A 20,918-nucleotide genomic window follows, 5' to 3' on the forward strand; every position below is an offset into this window, starting at 1 on the left:
CTCCTGTTTTATCCTTTATTTGTTTTCGCCAAATTAAGAAATTTGTGAATATATGAACATTTGTAATGTAATCGTTGCCATCTGATTTATTCCTTGAAATGTCCTAACGACAGTGATTAAATGAAAAATTGAGGGAAATAAACAGGTTTGGTTTGCACAAAATAAGGGTGTACTAAAACATTATTTATGGCAAATCGATGTTGTTATATAAAAGGAGCGTTCTAATAATGGCAAAAGTTATTGCAATTAATGCAGGCAGTTCTTCACTGAAGTTTCAGTTGTTTGAAATGCCTAGCGAAGAAGTAATTACGAAAGGATTAATTGAAAGAATTGGTCTAAATGATTCTATTTTCAATATTACGGTGAATGGAGAAAAAATTGAAGAAGTCACCGATATTCCCGATCATGATGTAGCAGTAAAGATGCTTTTGGATAAATTGACCTCATTAGGTATTATCAAGTATCTTAATGAAATTGAAGGAATTGGTCACCGCGTCGTGCACGGTGGAGAGGCGTTTAGCGATTCAGCTTTAATTACTGAGGAAGTTTTAGCGAAAATTGAAGAATTATCTGAATTAGCTCCATTGCATAATCCGGCAAATGCAACTGGTATAAAAGCATTCAAACAAGTTCTTCCTAATGTACCGGCAGTTGCTGTGTTTGATACAGCATTCCATCAAACAATGCCTGAGAGCTCTTTCTTATATAGCTTGCCATACGAATATTATAAAAAATATGGAATCCGTAAATATGGTTTCCATGGCACAAGCCATAAATATGTGTCACAGCGTGCGGCTGAACTACTAGGGCGCCCGATTGAACAGCTTCGGTTACTCTCATGTCACCTAGGAAATGGTGCAAGTATCGCTGCAATTGAAGGCGGCAAGTCCATTGATACATCTATGGGATTCACACCGCTTGCAGGGGTAACAATGGGTACCCGTTCAGGGAATATTGACCCGGCGCTTATTCCTTATATCATGGAGAAAACCAATCAAACAGCTGAAGAAGTGCTTGATGTGTTAAATAAAAAGAGTGGTATGTTAGCTGTTTCTGGTTTTTCAAGTGATCTTCGGGATATTATTGGTGAAGCTAACAAAGGAAATGAGCGTGCAGAGCTTGCACTGGATGTGTTTGCTAATCGTATTCATAAATATATCGGTTCTTATGCTGCCCGTATGTATGGCGTTGATGCGATTATTTTCACTGCCGGTATTGGTGAAAATAGTGACCCGATTAGGGAACGGATTTTAAAAGGATTAGAATTTATGGGCGTATATTGGGATCCTGCTTTAAACAAGGTAAGAGGAGAGGAAGCATTTATCAACTATCCTCATTCACCAGTAAAAGTAATCATCATACCTACAAATGAAGAGGTTATGATTGCACGTGACGTTGTTCGTTTAACTCATTAATGTTCATTCGGGTTTTTTCTGAAACTTAATTATTAAGAAAAAGGCAAAAGCTGTTGTTTACGGCTTTTGCCTTTTTTCAGTCCTGTTTCGTTTGTGATATACTGGAAAAAGAAACAATGAGCAGGAGGGGTTACGTTGCCATTGACAGACCGTGAAACAGTTGTGCTGAATGAAATACGCTCATGGGAAAAAAACTTATTAAACTATGAAGCCAATGATTTTCAGTTGCTATATGAAAAGTATTTGGAACGTTCTTTTTCCTTATTGCCGGAAAAGGTTCAGAGGCAATTTTTTTTCTTGATCGACGGTTGGTTATTTCATTTACACAGTATTATACAAGGGTCACAGCTTCAAATGGATGCGAAGGAAAGAATTCTTACATCAGGAAGAATTTTTCGAAAAGATATAGAGGAAATCGTAGACCTGCGCCAATTGGATATTGACCAATTACAATACATAGCAGAGCAGCAAATCGCCAAGCACCGTCTCTATTCCTTTGCCCAAGGTGGGCTCTCTGGAACGGGAGGTACGCTTCTATTAGGAGCAGATATTCCAGCGATGGCAGTTATAAATTTACGGGTGGTTCAATTGATTGCGATGACCTATGGTTTTGAGGTGAATACCCCGTTTGAAATGATGACGTCTCTTAAGGTGTTTCATACCGCTACATTGCCGCCTAGAATCCAAAAAGAGGGCTGGGCTTCTTTGATGGCAGAATTAGAAGAGCATGAAGAGTTATACTTCTACGAGGGGAACGAGAAAATTACCGATATTACCTGGTTAGAGCAGCCGGTTCAACAGCTTTTCAAAGCCATGGTGATTATGTTGTTCAGAAAGCGGGCTATTCAAGGTATCCCTCTTGTCAGCATGGCCATTGGGGCAGGGGTGAATTATCAATTGACCCGTAAAGTAACGGATTTTGCTCATAAATACTATCAACTACGCTACCTAAAAGAAAAAGAGGAGTCATAAAGATGAGTACGGAAGAACATAAAAAGGAAGCTCCGAAAGCGGTAAGATGTAAAATCATAACTGTTAGTGATACTAGAAATGAGGAGACAGACAAAAGTGGCAGACTAATGAGAGATCTGCTTGAAGGTGCAGGACATTTAATCGTGGATTATTGTATTGTTAAGGATGAATCGGTTCCAATCCAGGAAGAAATTTTAAAAGGCTGTGAGAGAGAGGATATTGATGTCATTTTGACAAATGGCGGTACGGGGATTGCCAAACGGGATGTCACGATTGAAACTGTTAAAGGGCTGCTAGAAAAAGAAATAGTCGGCTTTGGGGAATTGTTTAGAATGCTAAGTTACCTGGAGGATATCGGTTCTGCTGCGATTCTATCAAGGGCTATTGCAGGGGTTGTCAAAGATAAAGCGGTATTTTCAACACCAGGCTCCACTGGTGCGGTCAGATTAGCCGTGAGTAAATTAATTCTGCCTGAGATTGGGCATGTCGTACGGGAATTAAAAAAAGATTTATAAAACAAAAGCGTAAGAGTCTTGGGGCTTTTGACCCCAAACCCCTAGGCGCTGGAGCTGGACGTATAAAAGAAAAACTCCCTGGTCAATATGGGAGTTTTAGTTTTATTGATGGACCTTTGTTGAAATGGTTTGGTCTGCACGATACCAAAGCCATAAATCATTAATAATGGAAGCGAGGTCTGCTATTTCTGTATTTAATTTACAAGAACGTGGAAAATCACTTTCATCCGAAAGTTTTGCTTGTTTATGGTTAATTTCCTGCTCAAGTTCAGCAATTCGGTCGGGAATCGATCCACGAATTTTTTCCCAATGAAACAAAATATACTGCTGTGTTACCTTGTTGTATTCATCCCATTCGACCGCTAAATCAGGTACAGGGATCCCCAGACGTTCATCAAAAGAAAAATGATCAATCATATCGTCGACCTCCAATATTTTAAATTTGTTAATAGTAGTAATGGTGTCAGGCACCATTAATTGTACAATAGATGACAAGATGATTCACGATAATATATGAAAATTTTATGCAAAAGCACGGGGCAATTAGCTCCGTGCTTTCATTTATGAAGAAGTTATTCTGCATCTTTTATTGTTCGGACAACGAGAACATCACATGGTGCGTACCGTGTTATATGTTCAGAAACGCTTCCTATAAAGAATCTTTCTACCATATTCATACCGGTAGCCCCGCAGAGGATTAAATCAACATTATGCTTTTTGGCTATATCTCTAGGGATACGTATTTTAGGAGAACCAAACTCAATTTCATATTGAACGTCTGTTAATCCTGCTTCCATTGCTTGTTGTTGATACTTTTCAAGCATGTCCTTTGCCAGTTTTTCAGCACGGTCACCTATCACGGAGTCATATACGTCAATTAAGGCAAATGACCTAGTATCTATCACGTGAACTAATAACATGCGTGCACCATTTCGTTTGGCAATTTCGATCCCTTTTTGGAAAGCCCAATCTGCTTCCTTTGACCCATCAATAGCGACTAAAATATTTTGATATTTAAGTCCCATGATTATCATCTCCTCACCCTGATTATACAATATTTAACAATGAATAATTGTTTCAATTTTTCGAACAATAATGAAGTAACATATCCAAAAGGGGGCATGAATGTATGATAAGTAAAGAATCAAAGAACAAGTATACGTTTGAATTTGATGAAAAAGGAACGATGGAAGTAAGTCAGCAAATTTTGAATTCTTATAATAGCGGTTTTATAGGAGAAGGTACGGCACTAGCAGACAGTAGTGACTTTGCAGCTGTTGAGGAGTAAGTAGAGTTATCATTAGGGAAAAGCTGTCTAATAATAGACGGCTTTTTTGTCTATCTAATTCTAACTAATAATACTAATGAGCTTTATCAATCTGGTAAAGCTTTTATTATTGATCAAAGGTCAGACCATTTTTAAAAAAACGAATATTCCCATTTTATATAAATTGGTTACCTTTTCCTTAAAGAAGGATATAGTATAATAACTCGATTATTTGGAGGTAAACACCGTGCGGATTGGGGTACCTAAAGAGATTAAGAATAATGAAAACCGTGTAGCAATGACACCAGCTGGGGTTGTAAACCTGGGGAAATATGGACATGAGGTCTTTATTGAAAAAGGGGCAGGACTTGGCTCCGGGTTTTTAGATGAAGAGTACCGTTCTAATGGGGCGACAATCGTAGAAACTGCCAGTGAGGCATGGTCTATGGACATGGTTATGAAGGTAAAGGAACCGCTCCCAAGTGAGTACAAATATTTCCGTGAAGGGTTAATTTTATTTACATATTTACATCTTGCACCTGAACCGGAATTAACCAAAGCATTAATTGATCATAAAGTAGTTGGTATTGCTTATGAAACTGTTCAACTGGGCAACAAAAGCCTTCCTTTGCTCACGCCAATGAGTGAAGTGGCAGGAAGAATGGCTCCGCAAATTGGTGCGCAGTTTTTGGAAAAGGTTAACGGGGGGAAGGGGATTCTTCTTTCGGGTGTTCCGGGGGTACAAAGAGGAAAAGTTACTATAATCGGCGGTGGTGTGGCCGGTACAAATGCCGCTAAAATGGCGATTGGTTTAGGGGCAAAAGTAACGATAATTGATGTGAATCCGGACCGGCTCCGCCAATTAGATGATATTTTTGGATCGGATGTAACAACCCTTATATCCAATCCCTACAATATTGCTGAAGCCGTGAAAGAATCGGATTTAGTGATTGGTGCCGTTCTCATTCCAGGAGCAAAGGCACCAAAGCTTGTGACAGAAGAGATGATTCAAACCATGACACCGGGGAGCGTGGTGGTCGATATTGCAATCGACCAAGGTGGAATATTCGAGACAACCGATCGGATTACCACTCATGATCATCCAACTTATATTAAGCATGGTGTTGTTCATTATGCGGTTGCCAATATGCCTGGTGCAGTCCCAAGAACATCAACTTTCGCCTTAACAAATGTAACGGTACCTTACGCACTTCAAATAGCTAATAAAGGATATAAACAAGCCTGCCTGGATAACGAGGCATTGTTAAAAGGAATTAATACATTTGGGGGGTATGTAACGTATCAGGCTGTTGCTGAAGCACACGGTTTGGGGTGCTCAGATGCCAAAACATTGTTCGGGAAAGAATAAAAAGAAGAGGCTGTTGCCTCTTCTTTTTTAATAGAAAAACCAGCTTCACGAGAAACTGGTTTTTTAAAACAATTATGTAGCCGCATTTGCCGTAGTGTGATAAGAAAGTTTTAAACCACCACTCCTCAAAGTGGGTGTTCTCAGAAGCGTTCCTGCGTGTCCTCCATGTCTTATAGACAGAGGCATGTCATTTCGGCTTCGATAGTTAAACTCCCTTTTACAGCTTAAAGGTTAAAACTTTATTATGATTACGTACAACGCAGCTTGTAATAGTATAATACATCAAATTCATTCGAAGTTCAATGTAAAAAAAACCCAAATTATTATTTAATAATTTGCAGCTCTTTTGGGAACTTAGTTATTATTTTTGCACCATCTGATGTTATAAAAACATCATCCTCAATTCGGACCCCAGCAACCCCTGGAACATAGATGCCAGGCTCGATTGTGTAAACCATTCCTTCTTCAATGATTAATTGATTCGTTTCTGTTAGGGAAGGGTACTCATGGACACTAATTCCAAGGCCATGGCCTAAGCGATGTGGAAAAAATTCGCCGTAACCCGCATCGGATATGATTCGTCGGGCTGTAAGATCCACTTCTGCAGCGCTAGTCCCTGGTTTACTTGCCTCAATCGCAGCGAGTTGGGCCTTTAAGACCGTATCATAAATTTCTTTTTGCTTATCGTTAATATCACCATAAGCAACGGTTCTTGTAATATCCGAACAATAACGGTCAACAACAACCCCTAAATCGAACAAGACAAGATCTCCTTTTTTAATTTTTGTTTCTCCCGGGTTTCCGTGAGGAGAAGCTGCGTTAGCCCCAGTTAGAACCATCGTTGAAAACGACATTTCGGTTACACCTTTTTGTTTAAGAGCGTACTCCAATGCATTTAGTACTTCAAGTTCTGTTTTGCCTTCTTTTATTTCACTTGTTCCGAACTCGACGGCGTAATCAGCAAGTGCACAAGCTTCTTCAATGATCTTTATTTCTTTCGCATCTTTAATCATGCGAAGCAGTCGTAATTTTTCTTCAGCGGAAACAAAAGAGGCCTTAGGAAACAACTGTGATAATTGTTCATAACGTTCAACATTCATGTGTTCCTTTTCAATTGCTGCCTTATTAACACCGTTTATCCTTTTATTAATAGAAGCCAATATCATTTCCCATGGATGATCGATATCACTGTACCCGATAATTTCATGGTCCCAGCCAGAACGTTTGGCATCGTGAACCTCCATGGATGGGCAAACCAAGAATGGCTCCTCATCCTGGAAGACAACAAGTGCCAGTAGTCTTTCATGCGGGTCCGTAAAATAGCCGCTCAAATAAAAGACATTTTCTGAGGAAGTCAGAAAGCTAACCTCAATCTCATTTTCCTTCATCCATGTTTGAAGTTTGTTTAATCGTTGACTCATATATAGGGGACCCCCTTATTGAAAATCAAAACCCATTTGAGCGTAACAAGATTAATGCTAAATGTAAACTATCATAACTTATGTTGCGCTAAAAACTAGGAGATATGGGTATAAAGATAGAAGGATTTCCTAAATTTCTATGGAAGTACATAAATGAGTATATTAAATAAAAGGAGTTGGCAAGAATGAAAGTTTCTTATCATGGGCATTCAGTCGTTCAAATTCAAACTCAAGGGAAAAAAATCATTATTGACCCATTTATTACAGGCAATTCGTTAACAGACTTAAAGGCAGAAGATGTGACGGCAGATGTAATTCTATTATCACACGGACACAATGACCATGTCGGGGATACCGTGGAGTTGGCCAAAAGAAATAATGCACTAGTGGTAGCCACGGATGAGCTGTCTACTTTTTTAAGCTGGCAGGGGGTGAAAACCCATGGTATGCATATAGGCGGTTCTTATCAATTTGAATTTGGAAGAGTCAAGCTTACCCAGGCTTTTCACGGTTCAAGCTATACCACAAATGATAACCAAATTATTTATTGTGGGATGCCTGCTGGAATCTTGTTTATGAGTGAAGGGAAAACCATTTACCATGCCGGTGATACAGCACTTTTTTCAGATATGAAATTAATTGGTGAGCGTCACCCCATTGATCTTGCCTTCCTGCCGATTGGTGATAACTATACGATGGGAGCGGAGGATGCTGCCTATGCTGCAACGTTGTTAAAGGCTAAAACCGTTGTTCCAATCCATTACAATACCTTCCCGCCGATTAAACAAGATCCATATCAATTTATTGAACTGCTTCCGAACAAAAATGGCAGGGTACTCACACCTGGAGAAGCATTAGAAATTTAAAGTTCTTATGTTTTCACATACTTTTTTTCCTCTCTCTAGCATAAAAATGAAACAAGCAGTTTTTTATAGGGAGGAAATATACGATGAAAAAGAACAGATATTTACTATGCTTGTTGCTTGCGGGTTTTATGCTTTATTTTGCTGTACCAAGGTTATCTATTAACCTAGATGGGTCTCATGGTATCTTTTCAATAACATGGCTGGCTTTTGCTTTAATGGTGATTGCCGGGAATTTGACAGGCCTGCTATATAGTCCGAAGAAACCTATAAGAAAAAACCAGTCAGGACACTTAAAGAAAAAGTCTCGTTCTTACTATTAAATTTCAATTATAGAATAGGGGATATATGGTTTCCTAGACAATGAGCGCCTTAAAAAGGCGCTCATTGCATTATAAATTGTGAGAAACCGCATTGAATCAAGGCTTTTAACACTTTATAATGGAAAATAGACATAATTCCGGTTAAAGACTGGATGATTTGGAATTCAAACAATAAAGGGTGAAGGTCTTGGCTACTAAGCATGAACAAATTTTGCAATACATTGATGGACTTCCGATCGGGGAAAAAATATCAGTGCGGCAAATCGCCAAGGCGATGACCGTAAGTGAAGGAACGGCCTATAGAGCGATTAAAGAAGCTGAAAATAAAGGATATGTCAGCACGATTGAACGGGTTGGAACAATTCGTATTGAGCGGAAAAAGAAGGAAAACATTGAGAAGCTGACATTTGCAGAAGTCGTAAATATTGTTGACGGCCAAGTGTTAGGCGGAAGAACTGGCTTGCATAAAACACTAAATAAGTTCGTAATCGGTGCAATGAAATTAGAAGCCATGATGCGTTACACGGAGGCTGGTAACCTGCTTATTGTAGGAAACCGGACACAAGCACATGAACTTGCTTTAAAAGCAGGCGCTGCTGTGTTAATAACGGGCGGATTTGATTCGGAAGATCATGTTAAAAAGCTGGCTGATAAGCTAGAATTACCCGTGATTTCAACAAGTTATGATACCTTCACAGTAGCAACCATGATTAACCGTGCGATCTACGACCAATTAATCAAGAAAGAAATTATTTTAGTGGAAGATATTTTAACACCAATAGCTGATACCTATTATCTCACTACATCAGATAACGTGTCCAAGTGGCATGAGTTAAATCAAAAGACCACTCACAGCCGCTATCCTGTTGTCGACCAAAACATGAGGATACAGGGAATGGTTACAAGTAAAGATATTTTAGGCCAAGATTTTAATGCTTCTATTGATAAAATCATGACAAAAAGTCCAATGACGGTTAATGGTAAAACAAGTGTAGCTTCAACCGCCCATACAATGGTTTGGGAAGGGATTGAAGTCCTGCCTGTTACCGATGAATCGAACCGTCTTGAGGGAATAATTAGTCGTCAAGATGTATTAAAGGCACTGCAAATGAATCAGCGCCAGCCCCAGGTCGGGGAAACAATAGACGATATTATTACCAACCAAATGGTCTTAATGCAAGGTAAAGCTAAAGGGGAAGAAGTATACTCCTGTGAGGTAACACCACAAATGACTAATCATCTTGGAACGATCTCTTACGGCGTTTTCACCACGATTGTCTCTGATGCAGCCAATCGGGTATTGCGAGGGTATAAAAAAGGTGATTTGGTTGTAGAAAATATGACCATTTACTTTTTAAAACCAGTTCAGATGGAGAGTACATTAGAGATCTTTCCAAAAATACTTGAAGTTGGCCGGAAGTTTGGGAAAGTAGATGTTGAGGTTTTTAATGATGGTGTGTTAGTTGGCAAAGCCATGATGATGTGTCAGTTAATTGATAGACATTGATTCTATTTACAAGAAGGCCGCTTCTTAAAGAAGCGGCTCAACTTATTTTTGGGCTTCGATACTATTTGCCTCTTCAATCGCAAATGGAAGGTAGTGCTTATATTTTTTATAGCCAGTCCAGCTAAAGAAAGCACCATAGATGATAAAAATCGCTGCAATAATGTATGATGTGAGAGTCTCGGAAATAAAGAAAAGATGATTAATGCCAAATAAGCAGACAAATAGGCCGAGAGCAATATTTGATTTGGCTGTAAGCCATTTCTTTTCTACTTGACGGTTGCTTCTAAAGTATTTTGTTTTATAAAATAAATAGAAAGCAAAAAATACGACAATCAATACAACGAGTACAAACATGATTCGATCCTCCAAGGTTCTAGAAATCTTCTATCTATTTTACCGTGGATTGAAAAAAAAAGCCATTATTGGTTCATAAGGAGTAGTGTTCATGATTGAGAAAATTTTAACAGCGATTGAACAATATAACACGATCATTGTTCATCGTCATGTACGCCCTGATCCGGATGCATACGGTTCACAAGGCGGCTTAACCGCATTATTAAAGGAATCCTTCCCAGAGAAAAAAATCTATGCAGTGGGTCAAGAAGAACCAACGCTAAATTTTCTTCGCAGCCTCGATGTAATTGAGGACGAGGTTTATAAGGGTGCATTAGTCATTGTTTGTGATACAGCAAATCAGGAAAGAATCGATGACCGCCGCTATACGTTAGGCGATAAATTAATTAAAATTGACCACCATCCCAATACAGAGCCGTATGGAGACTTATTGTGGGTTGATACAAACGCTAGTTCCTGCAGTGAGATGATCTATGATTTTTACTTAAAGGGTAAAGATAAGGGTTTAAAAATGAACGACGAAGCGGCAAGACTATTGTTTGCTGGTATTGTAGGGGATACCGGAAGATTCCTGTTCCCAAGTTCAACGGAAAAGACATTTACCTATGCAGGGGAATTAATTCATTACAATTTTTCGCGTACGGAACTGTTTGATAAAATGTATGAATTAGATCCTAATATTATTAAATTACAAGGTTATATCCTGCAAAACTTTGAATTACAGCCAAACGGTGTGGCTTCTGTTATGATTACGAAAGATTTATTAAATGAGTATCATGCTAGACCTGCCGAAGCATCCCTGCTTGTTGGTACACTAGGTGACGTAAAGGGCATAAAAGCCTGGGTATTTTTCATCGAGGAAGACAAGCAAATTCGTGTAAGACTGCGTTCAAAAGGGCCTGTTATCAATGTTGTAGCCAGGAAATTTAATGGCGGAGGACATCCGCTTGCTTCGGGCGCCACAATCTATTCGTGGGACGAAGTGGACGAAGTTGTAAATGAATTAGGGAAAGTTTGCGAAGCCTACACAAAATAGAACTAAACAAGAAGAACGGCCCGTTTAGGGCCGTTTTATCTATGGCTAGCTGCAGCGCCTAGGGGCTCTTTGGTCTAAGCCATTCCGTCGAGAAGGTTAAAGACCAACCTTCCCGCCGGCCTGTCTTATGCTTGTCGCCCCTGTGCAAGGCGCTTCCGCTTTTATTATTCAAAATCAATCTGAAGTTGTATAGTAAGATTCGTGTAGATAACCATTTCTTTTACCTTTAATTTATATCTTTTATCATTAATTTTTACTTGCTTGTTCTCAATGATCTTTTTGATTAAGTCCTTACTTTTATAAACCGTCTCAATATCTTTTGCGAGCATCATACTGATGTCATCCCGTACGGAATCTTCTGTCTCAAGTACACTTAACGAGTCTAGTTTATATTTTTCGGCGTTTGTGATTTTTATGTTAATCTTCTGTACTGTAAGCTGTTCAATATTTCGGCGATTGATTTCCTTATACTCCTCTTGCCAAATTTTTTTTTCATTATTTAAGTCTATAATTTCCTGATGCTGTTTCCGGATTAATTCTGTATTTTCTTCCTGCCAAACACCGTAAATATATAGAAAAATACACCAGCTAATTGCTCCTCCGACTGCGGTTCCTGCAAAAAATCGCTGCCAGCCGGGTTTTCGGTATAATTGCGGAACTCTCATGATGATATATGCTCCTGGGTTAACCAGTTAATGATGAGTGCTCCTGTTTGGGCACCGCCTAAGGCAGAAAGGATAAGTAATAGTTGTTTAAAAAGATCTTTTGTATCCGCATTAAATAAGCCTCTTTCAAACGTATAAACTGCATCAAATGTTCCCCCAATCGCAGAAACAATTGCCCATATCCTTAGTGCCGAGGACAATCGGTAGACTGTCGTAAGTGGTGGCTGCCCGGTTAAGAATGAAGCAATTCCCCCAATTAAGGAACCGCCAAGAACGACTCCTAATGCGATAAAGTAGCCTTCGATAAAAGCTGGAAAAAAACCGATTTCTTTCATGCAGCAAACCGCCCTTACAAATTGTTATATTCATTTATATGGACAAAGGGCTCGTAATATGAGCTAGGGAAATCAAAATAGGATAAAAAGGAGCTCTCCTCATTCAAAAATAAGAACATATTTTCTTTTTTTCGCTTTAAGCTCTATAATTAAACTAATGAAATATTTTTAAGGAACGGTGTGACATTATGTCCTTTATTCACCTTCAGGTGTATAGTGCCTATAGTTTGTTAACAAGTACAGCATCTGTACCGGAATTAATTGAAAATGCCAAAAGAAAGGGTTTTAAAGCCCTTGCTTTAACCGACCGAAATGTCATGTACGGCACCATTGAATTCTATAAACTATGTAAGAAAAATAATCTAAAACCCATTATCGGGTTAACTGTTGACGTTGAGAGTGAACTCACAGCAAATGCATCCTACCCGCTAGTTTTACTGGCCGAGACGGAAGATGGATTTAAAAATCTATTAAAAATATCTAGTGCGATTCAGACAAAATCTATTAATGGACTGCCGTTCAAATGGCTAAAATCTTATTCACAGGGGCTTATTGCCATTACTCCGGGTTTAGAGGGTGAAATTGAGCAATCCCTCCTAACCGGTAACGAAGAATATGCGAGAAGGCTAATTCGCCGGCTGGACAACATCTTTGGAAATGGAAGTTTTTTCTTATCTGTTCAACATCATCAGCTAGAAGATGAAATTAGGATCAACAAATGGTTTCTTGAGATAGCTAAGGATGAAAATATTCCCCTTGTAGCCACGAACAGAGTCCAATATTTAGAAAAAGAAGATACTTTTGCACACGAATGTTTATTGGCGATAAAAAATGGTGAGAAATTACAAGATGAACATAGAGAAAAACTAGAAAGTGACCAATTTTATTTGAAGAGTGCCGAAGAAATGGTTGAGTGTTTCTCGGAACTTCCAGAAATCTTAGAGAATTCCTTGCGGATTGCTGCCCGTTGTACAGTAAATATAGAACTTAATAAAACGTATTTACCAACATACCCGACCGATAATGGAATGTCCGCTGAGTTATTTCTCGAAAAGTTGTGTGAAAAGGGATTGTATGAACGATTTTCACAACCAAGAGAGGAATATTTAGACCGTTTGGAATTTGAGCTTGGTGTAATTAAGCGGATGAAGTTTAGTAACTATTTTCTAATTGTTTGGGATTTTATGAGATATGCACGCGAACATGGCATCCTAACGGGCCCAGGACGGGGGTCGGCAGCAGGGTCGCTTGTTGCTTATGTGTTGTATATTACAGACGTAGATCCAATTGAGCATAATCTTTTATTTGAGCGATTTTTAAATCCTGAACGAATATCGATGCCGGATATTGATATCGACTTCCCTGATCACCGGCGTGACGAAGTGATAAACTACGTTACTAGAAAGTATGGGGATATGCACGTTGCTCAAATAGTGACATTTGGAACACTAGCAGCGAAAGCTGCGTTAAGAGATGTAGGTAGAACGTTTGGCTTAAATACAAAGGAATTGGAGCACTTATCAAGACTAGTTCCTTCGCGTTTAGGAATCAACCTGGAGGCGGCCTATAGAGAGTCTGAACCCTTAAGAAAGTTTGTGAAGGATACCCCGTTAAATAAAAGGCTTTTTGAGACAGCGTTAAAGCTTGAAGGGCTGCCGCGGCATACATCCACACATGCTGCAGGTGTAGTCCTTAGTGAAAAGCAGCTAGTTGAATTGATCCCAATTCAACGTGGATCTGGACATGTTTATTTAACTCAATATTCAATGGAATACCTTGAGGAGATTGGGTTATTAAAAATGGACTTTCTCGGCCTCAGAAATCTTTCTCTGATTGAAACCATTTTATCTTCTATCTATCGAGATACGGGCAAGAAGATAGACATCAAACAGGTACCGCTGCAAGATCCCAATACTTTTGATTTATTAGCAAGAGGTGAAACCACTGGTATATTTCAGCTTGAATCAGAAGGGATGAGGAAGGTACTTACTCGATTAAAGCCATCACGCTTTGAGGATATTGTGGCAGTAAATGCCTTGTATCGCCCGGGACCGATGGAGAATATTCCACTTTATATCGACAGAAAACACGGCAGGACTGAGGTAGATTATCCACACGCTGATTTAGAACCTATCTTAGAGAATACATATGGGGTTATTGTGTACCAAGAGCAAATTATGCAAATTGCTTCCAAGATGGCCGGGTTCTCACTTGGTGAGGCCGACCTGTTACGACGAGCAGTTGGGAAAAAACAAAAAGAAATTTTGGACAAAGAAAGGCATCATTTTGTTCAAGGTGCATTAAAAAAAGGCTATTCCGAAGAACTGGCGAACGAAATCTATGATTTAATTGTTCGTTTTGCCAACTATGGATTTAACCGTAGTCATGCGGTTGCCTATAGTATGATTGCCTATCAGCTAGCCTTTTTAAAAGCAAATTTCCCTGCTCATTTTATGGCTGGACTGCTTACTTCTGCCATTGGAAACGACACGAAAATTGCACAATATATCATGGAATCAAGACAAAAGGAGATCTTGGTCCTTCCTCCATCGATTAATCAAAGCAAATATTCCTTCCAGGTTGAAAGAAACGGCATCCGCTATAGTCTTGCAGCTATTAAAAATGTTGGGGCTGCAGCCTTGAAGGAAATATTCCAAGCCAGAAAGCGGAAGAAATTCGATGATTTATTTGATTTCTGTATTAGAGTTTCCTCTAAAGCAGTTAACCGAAAAACTCTTGAGTTTTTAGTACATTCCGGGGCTTTTGATGAATTTGGAGAAGACCGTTCAGTTCTTTTAGCCAGTTTGGACGTTGCCATTGAACATGCTCAGATTTTTAAATCGGATGACACGGACCAATTTGCCTTATTTGACGATGATATGATACCAAAGCCTAAATACGTTCCTGTCGATCCAATTAGTTTAGAAAATAAATTATCCTTTGAGAAGGAAGCCCTTGGTTTTTACCTATCTGACCACCCAATCTCTATTTATGAAAAAAGGCTTAAAGCTGGCGGAGCTTTGTTGTTGTATCAATTAGGTACCGATATGAAAAGGGTTTTCTCAGGAGTTTATATTTCTTTAATGAAAACAATCCGTACAAAAAAAGGCGACAATATGTCCTTCTTAACGGTAAGTGATTCGAGCGGTGAAATGGAAGCTGTCGCTTTTCCAAATGTTTTTAAAAAGTTTCAGTTATTATTAAAACAAGGAAGCTTTGTTCTCCTCGAAGGAAAGATTGAAGAAAGAGAGAATCAGCGGCAATTTATCATCCAACAGGTGTTTGATTTAGAACAGTGGCTACAAAACAATGCTGAAAAACAGCCTGTCTTATATTTAAAAGTTTCCTCAGGACTTCAGGATGATACCTCTCTAAAAAAAATAAATCAGCTATTAAAAGAGAATAAAGGGAACGCCCATGTTGTTCTTCATTATGAAGAGAGCAGAAAAACAATCAGATTAGGTGAGGAATACAAGGTGAAACCGGAACCGCACGTCCTTCAGGAATTAAGAGGCATCCTTGGTCCAAAAAATGTCGTTCTAAAGGATTAATTCTTTACAACTTTTTTAGATATGTTATAGTGATAAAGAGACAAGTGTGGTCTGACCACTATAGTGGCTAGTAGTTAATGGGGTATTATTATATTTTATATAATTTTTTAGGGGTGACATTTCTTGACTTTACGTGAAGAAGCATTACATATGCATCGAATTCATAAGGGGAAATTAGAGTCAAAATCAAAGGTTCCAGTTAGAAATGCACATGATTTAAGTTTAGCCTATTCACCTGGAGTGGCGGAGCCATGTAAAGATATCTATGAAAAGCCTGAAACTGTATATGATTACACCATGAAAGGTAATATGGTTGCTGTGGTTTCTGATGGAACAGCTGTTTTAGGGCTTGGGAATATCGGACCAGAAGCGGCTCTGCCCGTTATGGAAGGAAAAGCTGTTCTGTTCAAAAGCTTTGCAGGTGTGGATGCCTTTCCTATCTGTTTAAACACCACAGATGTTGATAAAATCGTTGAAACGGTAAAATTGTTGGAACCGACTTTTGGCGGAGTAAATCTTGAAGATATTGCCGCTCCTAATTGCTTCGTAATTGAGGAAAGATTAAAAAGGGAAGCCAATATTCCGATCTTTCATGATGACCAGCATGGTACAGCTATAGTAACTGTAGCAGGACTTGTCAATGCCCTTAAAATTATTGGAAAGAAAATGACTGAAATAAAGGTAGTTGCTAGTGGAGCAGGTGCTGCGGGAATTGCCATTATCAAGTTGTTACACAGCTACGGAGTGAGAGACATCATTATGTGTGATACTAAAGGTGCGATTTATGAAGGACGGCCTCATGGGATGAACACAGTCAAAGCAGAAGTAGCCAAATATACAAACCGAGATAACCTTAAAGGAAGTCTCGCCGATGTAATAAAAGGTGCCGATGTCTTTATCGGGGTATCTGTAGCAGGAGCCCTAACAAAGGATATGGTTGCCTCAATGAACCCTGATTCAATCATTTTTGCAATGGCAAATCCTGACCCGGAAATTATGCCGGAAGATGCCAAAGCGGCAGGAGCAAAAGTTGTAGGAACAGGAAGATCTGATTTTCCAAATCAAGTAAATAATGTTCTTGCATTTCCAGGAATTTTCCGCGGAGCACTTGATGTGCGTGCGACACATATCAATGAAAAAATGAAAGTGGCGGCAGTAGAGGCAATAGCAGCCTTAATAAGTGAGGATGAACTAGATGCAGACTATGTCATCCCAGCCCCATTTGATCCAAGAGTAGCACCAAATGTTGCTGCTGCTGTCGCTAAGGCGGCAATGGAGACAGGTGTAGCTCGTCTTAAAGTAGATCCAGAAGAAGTAAAGGAAAGAACTGAGAGGCTCGCAATCATTGGTAGAAGTGAGTGATTACGTAGGTGTCTAATACCAAAGTTTATTTAGAGATTGTGAAGCAATTAAGAGAAATGATTGCCATTGACGGTCTTAAGACGGGTGACAAAATCCCATCTGAACGTGAATTATCGGAGCGCCTGAATTTCGGGCGCTCTTCCGTTCGCGAAGCTTTAAGAGCACTGGAATTACTTGGATTAATTGAGACAAGAAGAGGCGAAGGGACCTTTATTAGAGATTTTCGAGGCCATCAGCTTGTCCAACTTCTAAGCACGTTTATTTTGCAAGATCAAAAAGCTAAACGTGATGTATTTGAAACAAAAAACTATATTGAAATGGATTGCTTGCGGCTTGCTATCCAAAAGGCTGATCACCATGAAATAAACAAGATCTTGGATTGGCTTGAAGCAAATGAACATTTCACAGATGATCAATTTTTTCAGAAGATCATGGAATTGTCTGATAACCACTTGTTTTTACGATTATGGTCTATTTTAAAAGAGTATTACAATTCACTGGAAGAAAATCATATAACATATAAGCGGGATCCATATCTCGTGTTGTTAAAAGCTTTGGCCGAAAAGAATCTTGAAAAAACACTATCTGCATATAGGAAACTTCGAAATTTGTCAAACTCTACCGACAAAAACTAACAGATTTTAAACTTTTTTTATTTTATAGTGAAAGTTATACAAGCACTGTTAGGATGGCTGTTTTTTGAACAAAAAGTGGTCTGACCACATTGGAATTCTAATAGGTATGAAGTGAAGGCAGGATAGAAAGACTTCTATCATAGCAATAATTGGAGAATCTTGCCATTGGCAGGTCGCGTTACCCAAGGGAGGTTTTAATTTGGCGCTTAAAGATCTTTTTACAAAAAATCAACCAAAAAAGAAAAAATATGCAACAATTCCTAATGAAACAGCAAAGCATGATGTTCCAGAAGGAATTATGTCTAAGTGTCCTTCATGTAAGAAAATTATGTATACAAAAGAATTAGTTAAAAATGCAAAGGTATGTCTGCATTGCGGTTTCCATTTTCAAATGACTGCTAAAGAGCGCATAGATAGTTTTATTGATGAAGGAAGTTTTGTTGAATTAAACGAGGAAATGATATCAATGAATCCTCTTAATTTTCCAGACTACTTAGAGAAGCTTGAAAAAGACCGGCTAAAAAGCAACCTAAACGAAGCGGTTGTTACAGGTACGGGATCCATAAACGGTCATAAGATTGTTTTGGCAATAATGGATGCTTCTTTCCGAATGGGAAGTATGGGGTCAGTGGTTGGTGAAAAAATAACCAGAGCAGTTGAAAAAGCGGACGAACTGTCACTTCCATTTATTATTTTTACAGCGTCAGGCGGGGCAAGAATGCAAGAGGGCGCTTTGAGTTTAATGCAAATGGCCAAGACAAGCGTAGCCTTAAAAAGATTTAGTAACAATGGCGGCTTAATCATATCCATTATGACTCACCCGACAACAGGCGGGGTCTCTGCAAGCTTTGCTTCATTGGGAGATTATAACTTTGCTGAACCGGGGGCACTAATTGCCTTTGCAGGGAGAAGGGTTATTGAACAATCTATTCGTGAGGAATTGCCTGAGGATTTCCAGACGGCAGAGTTTCTATTAAAGCATGGTCAGCTTGATGCGATCATTCCACGTTTAGACTTAGTCGAACAAATTACAAACATATTGGAAATTCATCAACCAGGAGGTGAACTCGAATGGTAGGAGAATTAGAATTCGAACGGCCAATAGTGGAGTTAAGAAAGAAAATTACTGAATTAAAAGAGTTCACTAAAACAACAGATGTTGATTTAAGTACAGAAATAAAAAAGTTAGAAGCCCGGCTTGAAAAGCTTGAAAAGGACATATATGAAAATATCAGGCCATGGGACAGGGTTCAAATTGCCCGTCTTGCCAACAGACCGACCACACTAGATTATATTTCTTATCTATTTGATGGTTTCTTTGAATGCCACGGCGACCGGACCTTTGCGGATGACGAGGCTATTGTTGGCGGTGTGGCCAAATTTAAAGGGCTGCCTGTAACAGTTATTGGTCACCAGCGCGGGAAAGATACAAAAGAAAACATACGCAGAAATTTTGGAATGCCGCATCCTGAAGGTTACCGAAAGGCATTACGTTTAATGAAGCAGGCAGATAAATTCAATCGTCCTATTATTTGTTTTATTGACACAAAGGGTGCATATCCGGGGAAAGCTGCCGAAGAACGAGGTCAAAGTGAAGCAATTGCTAGAAATTTATTTGAAATGGCAGGTCTTCGTGTTCCGGTTATTTGTATTGTAATTGGCGAGGGCGGAAGTGGTGGTGCTCTAGCGCTAGGTGTCGGCAACCGGATTTATATGCTAGAAAATTCGACTTACTCTGTTATTTCACCAGAAGGAGCGGCAGCTATTCTATGGAAGGATGCGTCACAAGCTAAAAATGCAGCAGAAACAATGAGAATTACCGCTCCTGATTTGAAAGAACTTGGGATTATTGATGATATCATCCCTGAAATAAAAGGCGGAGCTCAAAAGGATGTTAAAAAGCAAGCTGAGGCAATTGAAACGATCCTTAAGTCTTCACTAACAGACTTATTAAAACTTTCGGAAGAAGAATTAATCGCTGACCGCTATAACCGTTTTAGAACGATTGGTGAGTACACTGTTTCGAAGGATTTTATCAGTGTGAATTAAAAATTGTGCTCATTTTTGGGCACGATTTTTTTTGGTGAATTCACAAATTTTTCACCGAAATTTCCTAAAATAGTTAAAGATAGCGGTTACAATCAAAAATGAAGCGCTGCCAGTTTACTAATTATTCCGTCTATTATAATTACTAATATGAATCGGTTGTTAACGCGTTTTCTTCGTGTTATTTTATAAATATTCGAAGGTTTTATGTTAATAATAATAAAGTACTATGAAGTGTAGGCTTAATTAATTTATTTACTAACGAAGTGTACATACGTTTCATAATCGATCATTGAGGTGAGAAGAATGAAAAAAATAGGAGTACTTACCAGCGGTGGAGACTCTCCAGGAATGAACCCAGCCATTCGTGCTGTAGTGCGTAAAGCCATTTTTCATAATGTAGAGGTTTATGGTATTTACGGGGGGTATCTAGGATTAGTTAATGGGAATATTAAAAAACTTGAGCTTGGTTCTGTGGGTGATATTATTCACCGTGGAGGGACTATGCTTCAGTCTGCCCGTCTACCTGAATTTGCAAATAGAGAGGTACAAAAAAAAGGAATAGAGCAGCTGCGTGCCCACGGTATTGAGGGACTTGTTGTAATCGGTGGTGACGGTTCTTACCGCGGCGCAAAAGCCTTAACAGAGCAAGGGTATCCTTGTGTAGGTGTACCTGGAACGATTGATAATGATATTCCTGGAACAGAGTTGACGATTGGTTTTGATACAGCTCTTAATACAGTTATTGACGCGATTGATAAAATTCGTGATACAGCTACATCGCATGAGAGAACATTTGTCATTGAAGTTATGGGACGTGATGCCGGTGACATAGCTTTATGGGCTGGACTTGCAGGTGGAGCTGAAACCATTCTAATACCTGAAGAAAACTATGATATGAAAGAAGTAGCGGATAGGCTGCGCAGCGGTCATGAGCGTGGTAAAAAGCACAGTATTATTGTCGTGGCTGAAGGTGTATGCAGTGGCTATGAATTTGCCCGCCAGCTTAAAGAATCTACTGAATTTGATACTAGAGTATCGGTATTGGGGCATATCCAGCGCGGAGGTTCACCTACCGTTGCAGATAGAGTGCTTGCCAGCAGACTTGGAGCACGCGCAGTTGAACTCTTGATTGAAGGAAGAGGCGGACGTGCAGTAGGCATCGAAAATAATAAGCTTGTTGACTATGATATTATTGAAGCATTAGATAAAAAACATACATTGGATCTGGATCTATTCAAATTATCAAAGGAATTATCAATATAGGAATCAGAAGTTGTCT

At 39.1% G+C, this 20,918-nt stretch carries 21 protein-coding genes and 1 other RNA gene; 15 read left to right on the forward strand and 7 right to left on the reverse strand.

The features are described from left to right. Positions 1–227: 227 nt before the first annotated feature. The 3 genes from CVD27_RS18510 to CVD27_RS18520 all read left to right on the forward strand — a co-directional run bounded on the left by CVD27_RS18510 (position 228) and on the right by CVD27_RS18520 (position 2,902). Complete coding sequence (locus tag CVD27_RS18510; RefSeq protein WP_101649386.1) at positions 228–1,415, forward strand: acetate kinase; 1,188 nt, start codon at positions 228–230, stop codon at positions 1,413–1,415. A gap of 135 nt (positions 1,416–1,550) precedes the next feature. Then, positions 1,551–2,387, forward strand: coding sequence for an EcsC family protein (locus tag CVD27_RS18515; RefSeq protein WP_101649387.1), 837 nt, complete (start codon positions 1,551–1,553; stop codon positions 2,385–2,387). A 2-nt stretch (positions 2,388–2,389) separates the two neighbouring features. Further along, a complete protein-coding gene (locus CVD27_RS18520; protein WP_101649388.1) occupies positions 2,390–2,902 on the forward strand; it encodes a MogA/MoaB family molybdenum cofactor biosynthesis protein in 513 nt (170 codons plus the stop codon). Between the two features lie 102 nt (positions 2,903–3,004). On the opposite strand, the gene CVD27_RS18525 is transcribed toward CVD27_RS18520, so the two are convergent. Both CVD27_RS18525 and CVD27_RS18530 read right to left on the reverse strand, forming a co-directional pair. Continuing rightward, positions 3,005–3,319 carry an ABC transporter C-terminal domain-containing protein gene (locus CVD27_RS18525; protein WP_101649389.1) on the reverse strand — a complete coding sequence of 105 codons (315 nt, stop codon included), beginning with the start codon at positions 3,317–3,319 and terminating at the stop codon, positions 3,005–3,007. Between the two features lie 155 nt (positions 3,320–3,474). Beyond that, a complete protein-coding gene (locus tag CVD27_RS18530; RefSeq protein WP_101649390.1) occupies positions 3,475–3,927 on the reverse strand; it encodes a universal stress protein in 453 nt (150 codons plus the stop codon). A gap of 104 nt (positions 3,928–4,031) precedes the next feature. Between CVD27_RS18530 and CVD27_RS28265 the strand changes: the two genes are divergently transcribed. Further along, entirely contained in the window at positions 4,032–4,190 is a 159-nt protein-coding gene (locus tag CVD27_RS28265) for a hypothetical protein (RefSeq protein ID WP_180960350.1), read from the forward strand. Positions 4,191–4,416: 226 nt separating this feature from the next. Next, positions 4,417–5,538, forward strand: coding sequence for an alanine dehydrogenase (gene ald, locus CVD27_RS18535; protein ID WP_101649391.1), 1,122 nt, complete (start codon positions 4,417–4,419; stop codon positions 5,536–5,538). Positions 5,539–5,611: 73 nt separating this feature from the next. Here ald and ssrS read toward each other — a convergent pair. Continuing rightward, positions 5,612–5,807, reverse strand: a non-coding RNA gene (gene ssrS / locus CVD27_RS18540) — 6S RNA. A 54-nt stretch (positions 5,808–5,861) separates the two neighbouring features. Beyond that, complete coding sequence (locus tag CVD27_RS18545; RefSeq protein ID WP_101649392.1) at positions 5,862–6,959, reverse strand: M24 family metallopeptidase; 1,098 nt, start codon at positions 6,957–6,959, stop codon at positions 5,862–5,864. Positions 6,960–7,144: 185 nt separating this feature from the next. On the opposite strand from CVD27_RS18545, the gene CVD27_RS18550 reads away from it, so the two are divergent. The 3 genes from CVD27_RS18550 (at position 7,145) to CVD27_RS18560 (ending at position 9,652) form a co-directional block, all read left to right on the forward strand. After that, positions 7,145–7,825: a metal-dependent hydrolase gene (locus CVD27_RS18550; protein ID WP_101649393.1), complete on the forward strand. Its 681-nt coding sequence runs from the start codon at positions 7,145–7,147 to the stop codon at positions 7,823–7,825. An 83-nt stretch (positions 7,826–7,908) separates the two neighbouring features. Continuing rightward, complete coding sequence (locus CVD27_RS18555) at positions 7,909–8,145, forward strand: hypothetical protein (protein WP_101649394.1); 237 nt, start codon at positions 7,909–7,911, stop codon at positions 8,143–8,145. Between the two features lie 187 nt (positions 8,146–8,332). Further along, positions 8,333–9,652 carry a CBS domain-containing protein gene (locus CVD27_RS18560; RefSeq protein ID WP_101649395.1) on the forward strand — a complete coding sequence of 440 codons (1,320 nt, stop codon included), beginning with the start codon at positions 8,333–8,335 and terminating at the stop codon, positions 9,650–9,652. A gap of 42 nt (positions 9,653–9,694) precedes the next feature. Here the strand turns inward: CVD27_RS18560 and CVD27_RS18565 are convergent, their stop codons facing one another. After that, entirely contained in the window at positions 9,695–10,006 is a 312-nt protein-coding gene (locus CVD27_RS18565) for a YtpI family protein (protein WP_101649396.1), read from the reverse strand. Positions 10,007–10,097: 91 nt separating this feature from the next. Between CVD27_RS18565 and CVD27_RS18570 the strand changes: the two genes are divergently transcribed. Continuing rightward, on the forward strand, positions 10,098–11,042 hold the full coding sequence (locus CVD27_RS18570) for a DHH family phosphoesterase (RefSeq protein ID WP_101649397.1): 945 nt from the start codon (positions 10,098–10,100) through the stop codon (positions 11,040–11,042). Between the two features lie 164 nt (positions 11,043–11,206). On the opposite strand, the gene ytrI is transcribed toward CVD27_RS18570, so the two are convergent. Both ytrI and CVD27_RS18580 read right to left on the reverse strand, forming a co-directional pair. After that, positions 11,207–11,707, reverse strand: coding sequence for a sporulation membrane protein YtrI (gene ytrI / locus CVD27_RS18575; RefSeq protein WP_101649398.1), 501 nt, complete (start codon positions 11,705–11,707; stop codon positions 11,207–11,209). Beyond that, positions 11,704–12,042 carry a YtrH family sporulation protein gene (locus tag CVD27_RS18580; RefSeq protein ID WP_098532796.1) on the reverse strand — a complete coding sequence of 113 codons (339 nt, stop codon included), beginning with the start codon at positions 12,040–12,042 and terminating at the stop codon, positions 11,704–11,706. The genes ytrI and CVD27_RS18580 overlap by 4 nt, the downstream gene beginning before the upstream one ends. Before the next feature lie 188 nt (positions 12,043–12,230). On the opposite strand from CVD27_RS18580, the gene dnaE reads away from it, so the two are divergent. From dnaE to pfkA, 6 genes are all read left to right on the forward strand, one after another. Further along, complete coding sequence (gene dnaE / locus CVD27_RS18585) at positions 12,231–15,593, forward strand: DNA polymerase III subunit alpha (protein ID WP_101649399.1); 3,363 nt, start codon at positions 12,231–12,233, stop codon at positions 15,591–15,593. 123 nt (positions 15,594–15,716) lie between these two features. Next, positions 15,717–16,955, forward strand: a complete 1,239-nt coding sequence (locus CVD27_RS18590; protein WP_101649400.1) for an NAD(P)-dependent malic enzyme — start codon at positions 15,717–15,719, stop codon at positions 16,953–16,955. 8 nt (positions 16,956–16,963) lie between these two features. Beyond that, a complete protein-coding gene (locus CVD27_RS18595) occupies positions 16,964–17,590 on the forward strand; it encodes a FadR/GntR family transcriptional regulator (protein ID WP_257984427.1) in 627 nt (208 codons plus the stop codon). A gap of 199 nt (positions 17,591–17,789) precedes the next feature. Continuing rightward, positions 17,790–18,668, forward strand: a complete 879-nt coding sequence (gene accD, locus CVD27_RS18600; protein ID WP_101649401.1) for an acetyl-CoA carboxylase, carboxyltransferase subunit beta — start codon at positions 17,790–17,792, stop codon at positions 18,666–18,668. Continuing rightward, complete coding sequence (accA, locus tag CVD27_RS18605) at positions 18,662–19,639, forward strand: acetyl-CoA carboxylase carboxyl transferase subunit alpha (protein ID WP_101649402.1); 978 nt, start codon at positions 18,662–18,664, stop codon at positions 19,637–19,639. The genes accD and accA overlap by 7 nt, the downstream gene beginning before the upstream one ends. A 303-nt stretch (positions 19,640–19,942) precedes the next feature. Further along, entirely contained in the window at positions 19,943–20,902 is a 960-nt protein-coding gene (gene pfkA, locus CVD27_RS18610) for a 6-phosphofructokinase (RefSeq protein WP_101649403.1), read from the forward strand. Positions 20,903–20,918 lie beyond the last annotated feature (16 nt).

It is taken from the genome of Neobacillus cucumis, assembly GCF_002860255.1.
Lineage (GTDB): Bacteria > Bacillota > Bacilli > Bacillales > Cytobacillaceae > Neobacillus > Neobacillus cucumis_A.

Coding starts and splice junctions, on each gene's coding strand:
- CVD27_RS18550 (WP_101649393.1), top strand. CDS start 7,145: ATGAAAGTTTCTTATCATGGGCATTCAGTCGTTCAAATTCAAACTCAA.
- CVD27_RS18510 (WP_101649386.1), top strand. CDS start 228: ATGGCAAAAGTTATTGCAATTAATGCAGGCAGTTCTTCACTGAAGTTT.
- CVD27_RS18570 (WP_101649397.1), top strand. CDS start 10,098: ATGATTGAGAAAATTTTAACAGCGATTGAACAATATAACACGATCATT.
- CVD27_RS18525 (WP_101649389.1), bottom strand. CDS start 3,319: ATGATTGATCATTTTTCTTTTGATGAACGTCTGGGGATCCCTGTACCT.
- accA (WP_101649402.1), top strand. CDS start 18,662: ATGGTAGGAGAATTAGAATTCGAACGGCCAATAGTGGAGTTAAGAAAG.
- pfkA (WP_101649403.1), top strand. CDS start 19,943: ATGAAAAAAATAGGAGTACTTACCAGCGGTGGAGACTCTCCAGGAATG.
- CVD27_RS18565 (WP_101649396.1), bottom strand. CDS start 10,006: ATGTTTGTACTCGTTGTATTGATTGTCGTATTTTTTGCTTTCTATTTA.
- CVD27_RS18530 (WP_101649390.1), bottom strand. CDS start 3,927: ATGGGACTTAAATATCAAAATATTTTAGTCGCTATTGATGGGTCAAAG.
- CVD27_RS18545 (WP_101649392.1), bottom strand. CDS start 6,959: ATGAGTCAACGATTAAACAAACTTCAAACATGGATGAAGGAAAATGAG.
- CVD27_RS18555 (WP_101649394.1), top strand. CDS start 7,909: ATGAAAAAGAACAGATATTTACTATGCTTGTTGCTTGCGGGTTTTATG.
- ytrI (WP_101649398.1), bottom strand. CDS start 11,707: ATGAGAGTTCCGCAATTATACCGAAAACCCGGCTGGCAGCGATTTTTT.
- CVD27_RS28265 (WP_180960350.1), top strand. CDS start 4,032: ATGATAAGTAAAGAATCAAAGAACAAGTATACGTTTGAATTTGATGAA.
- CVD27_RS18580 (WP_098532796.1), bottom strand. CDS start 12,042: ATGAAAGAAATCGGTTTTTTTCCAGCTTTTATCGAAGGCTACTTTATC.
- CVD27_RS18520 (WP_101649388.1), top strand. CDS start 2,390: ATGAGTACGGAAGAACATAAAAAGGAAGCTCCGAAAGCGGTAAGATGT.
- dnaE (WP_101649399.1), top strand. CDS start 12,231: ATGTCCTTTATTCACCTTCAGGTGTATAGTGCCTATAGTTTGTTAACA.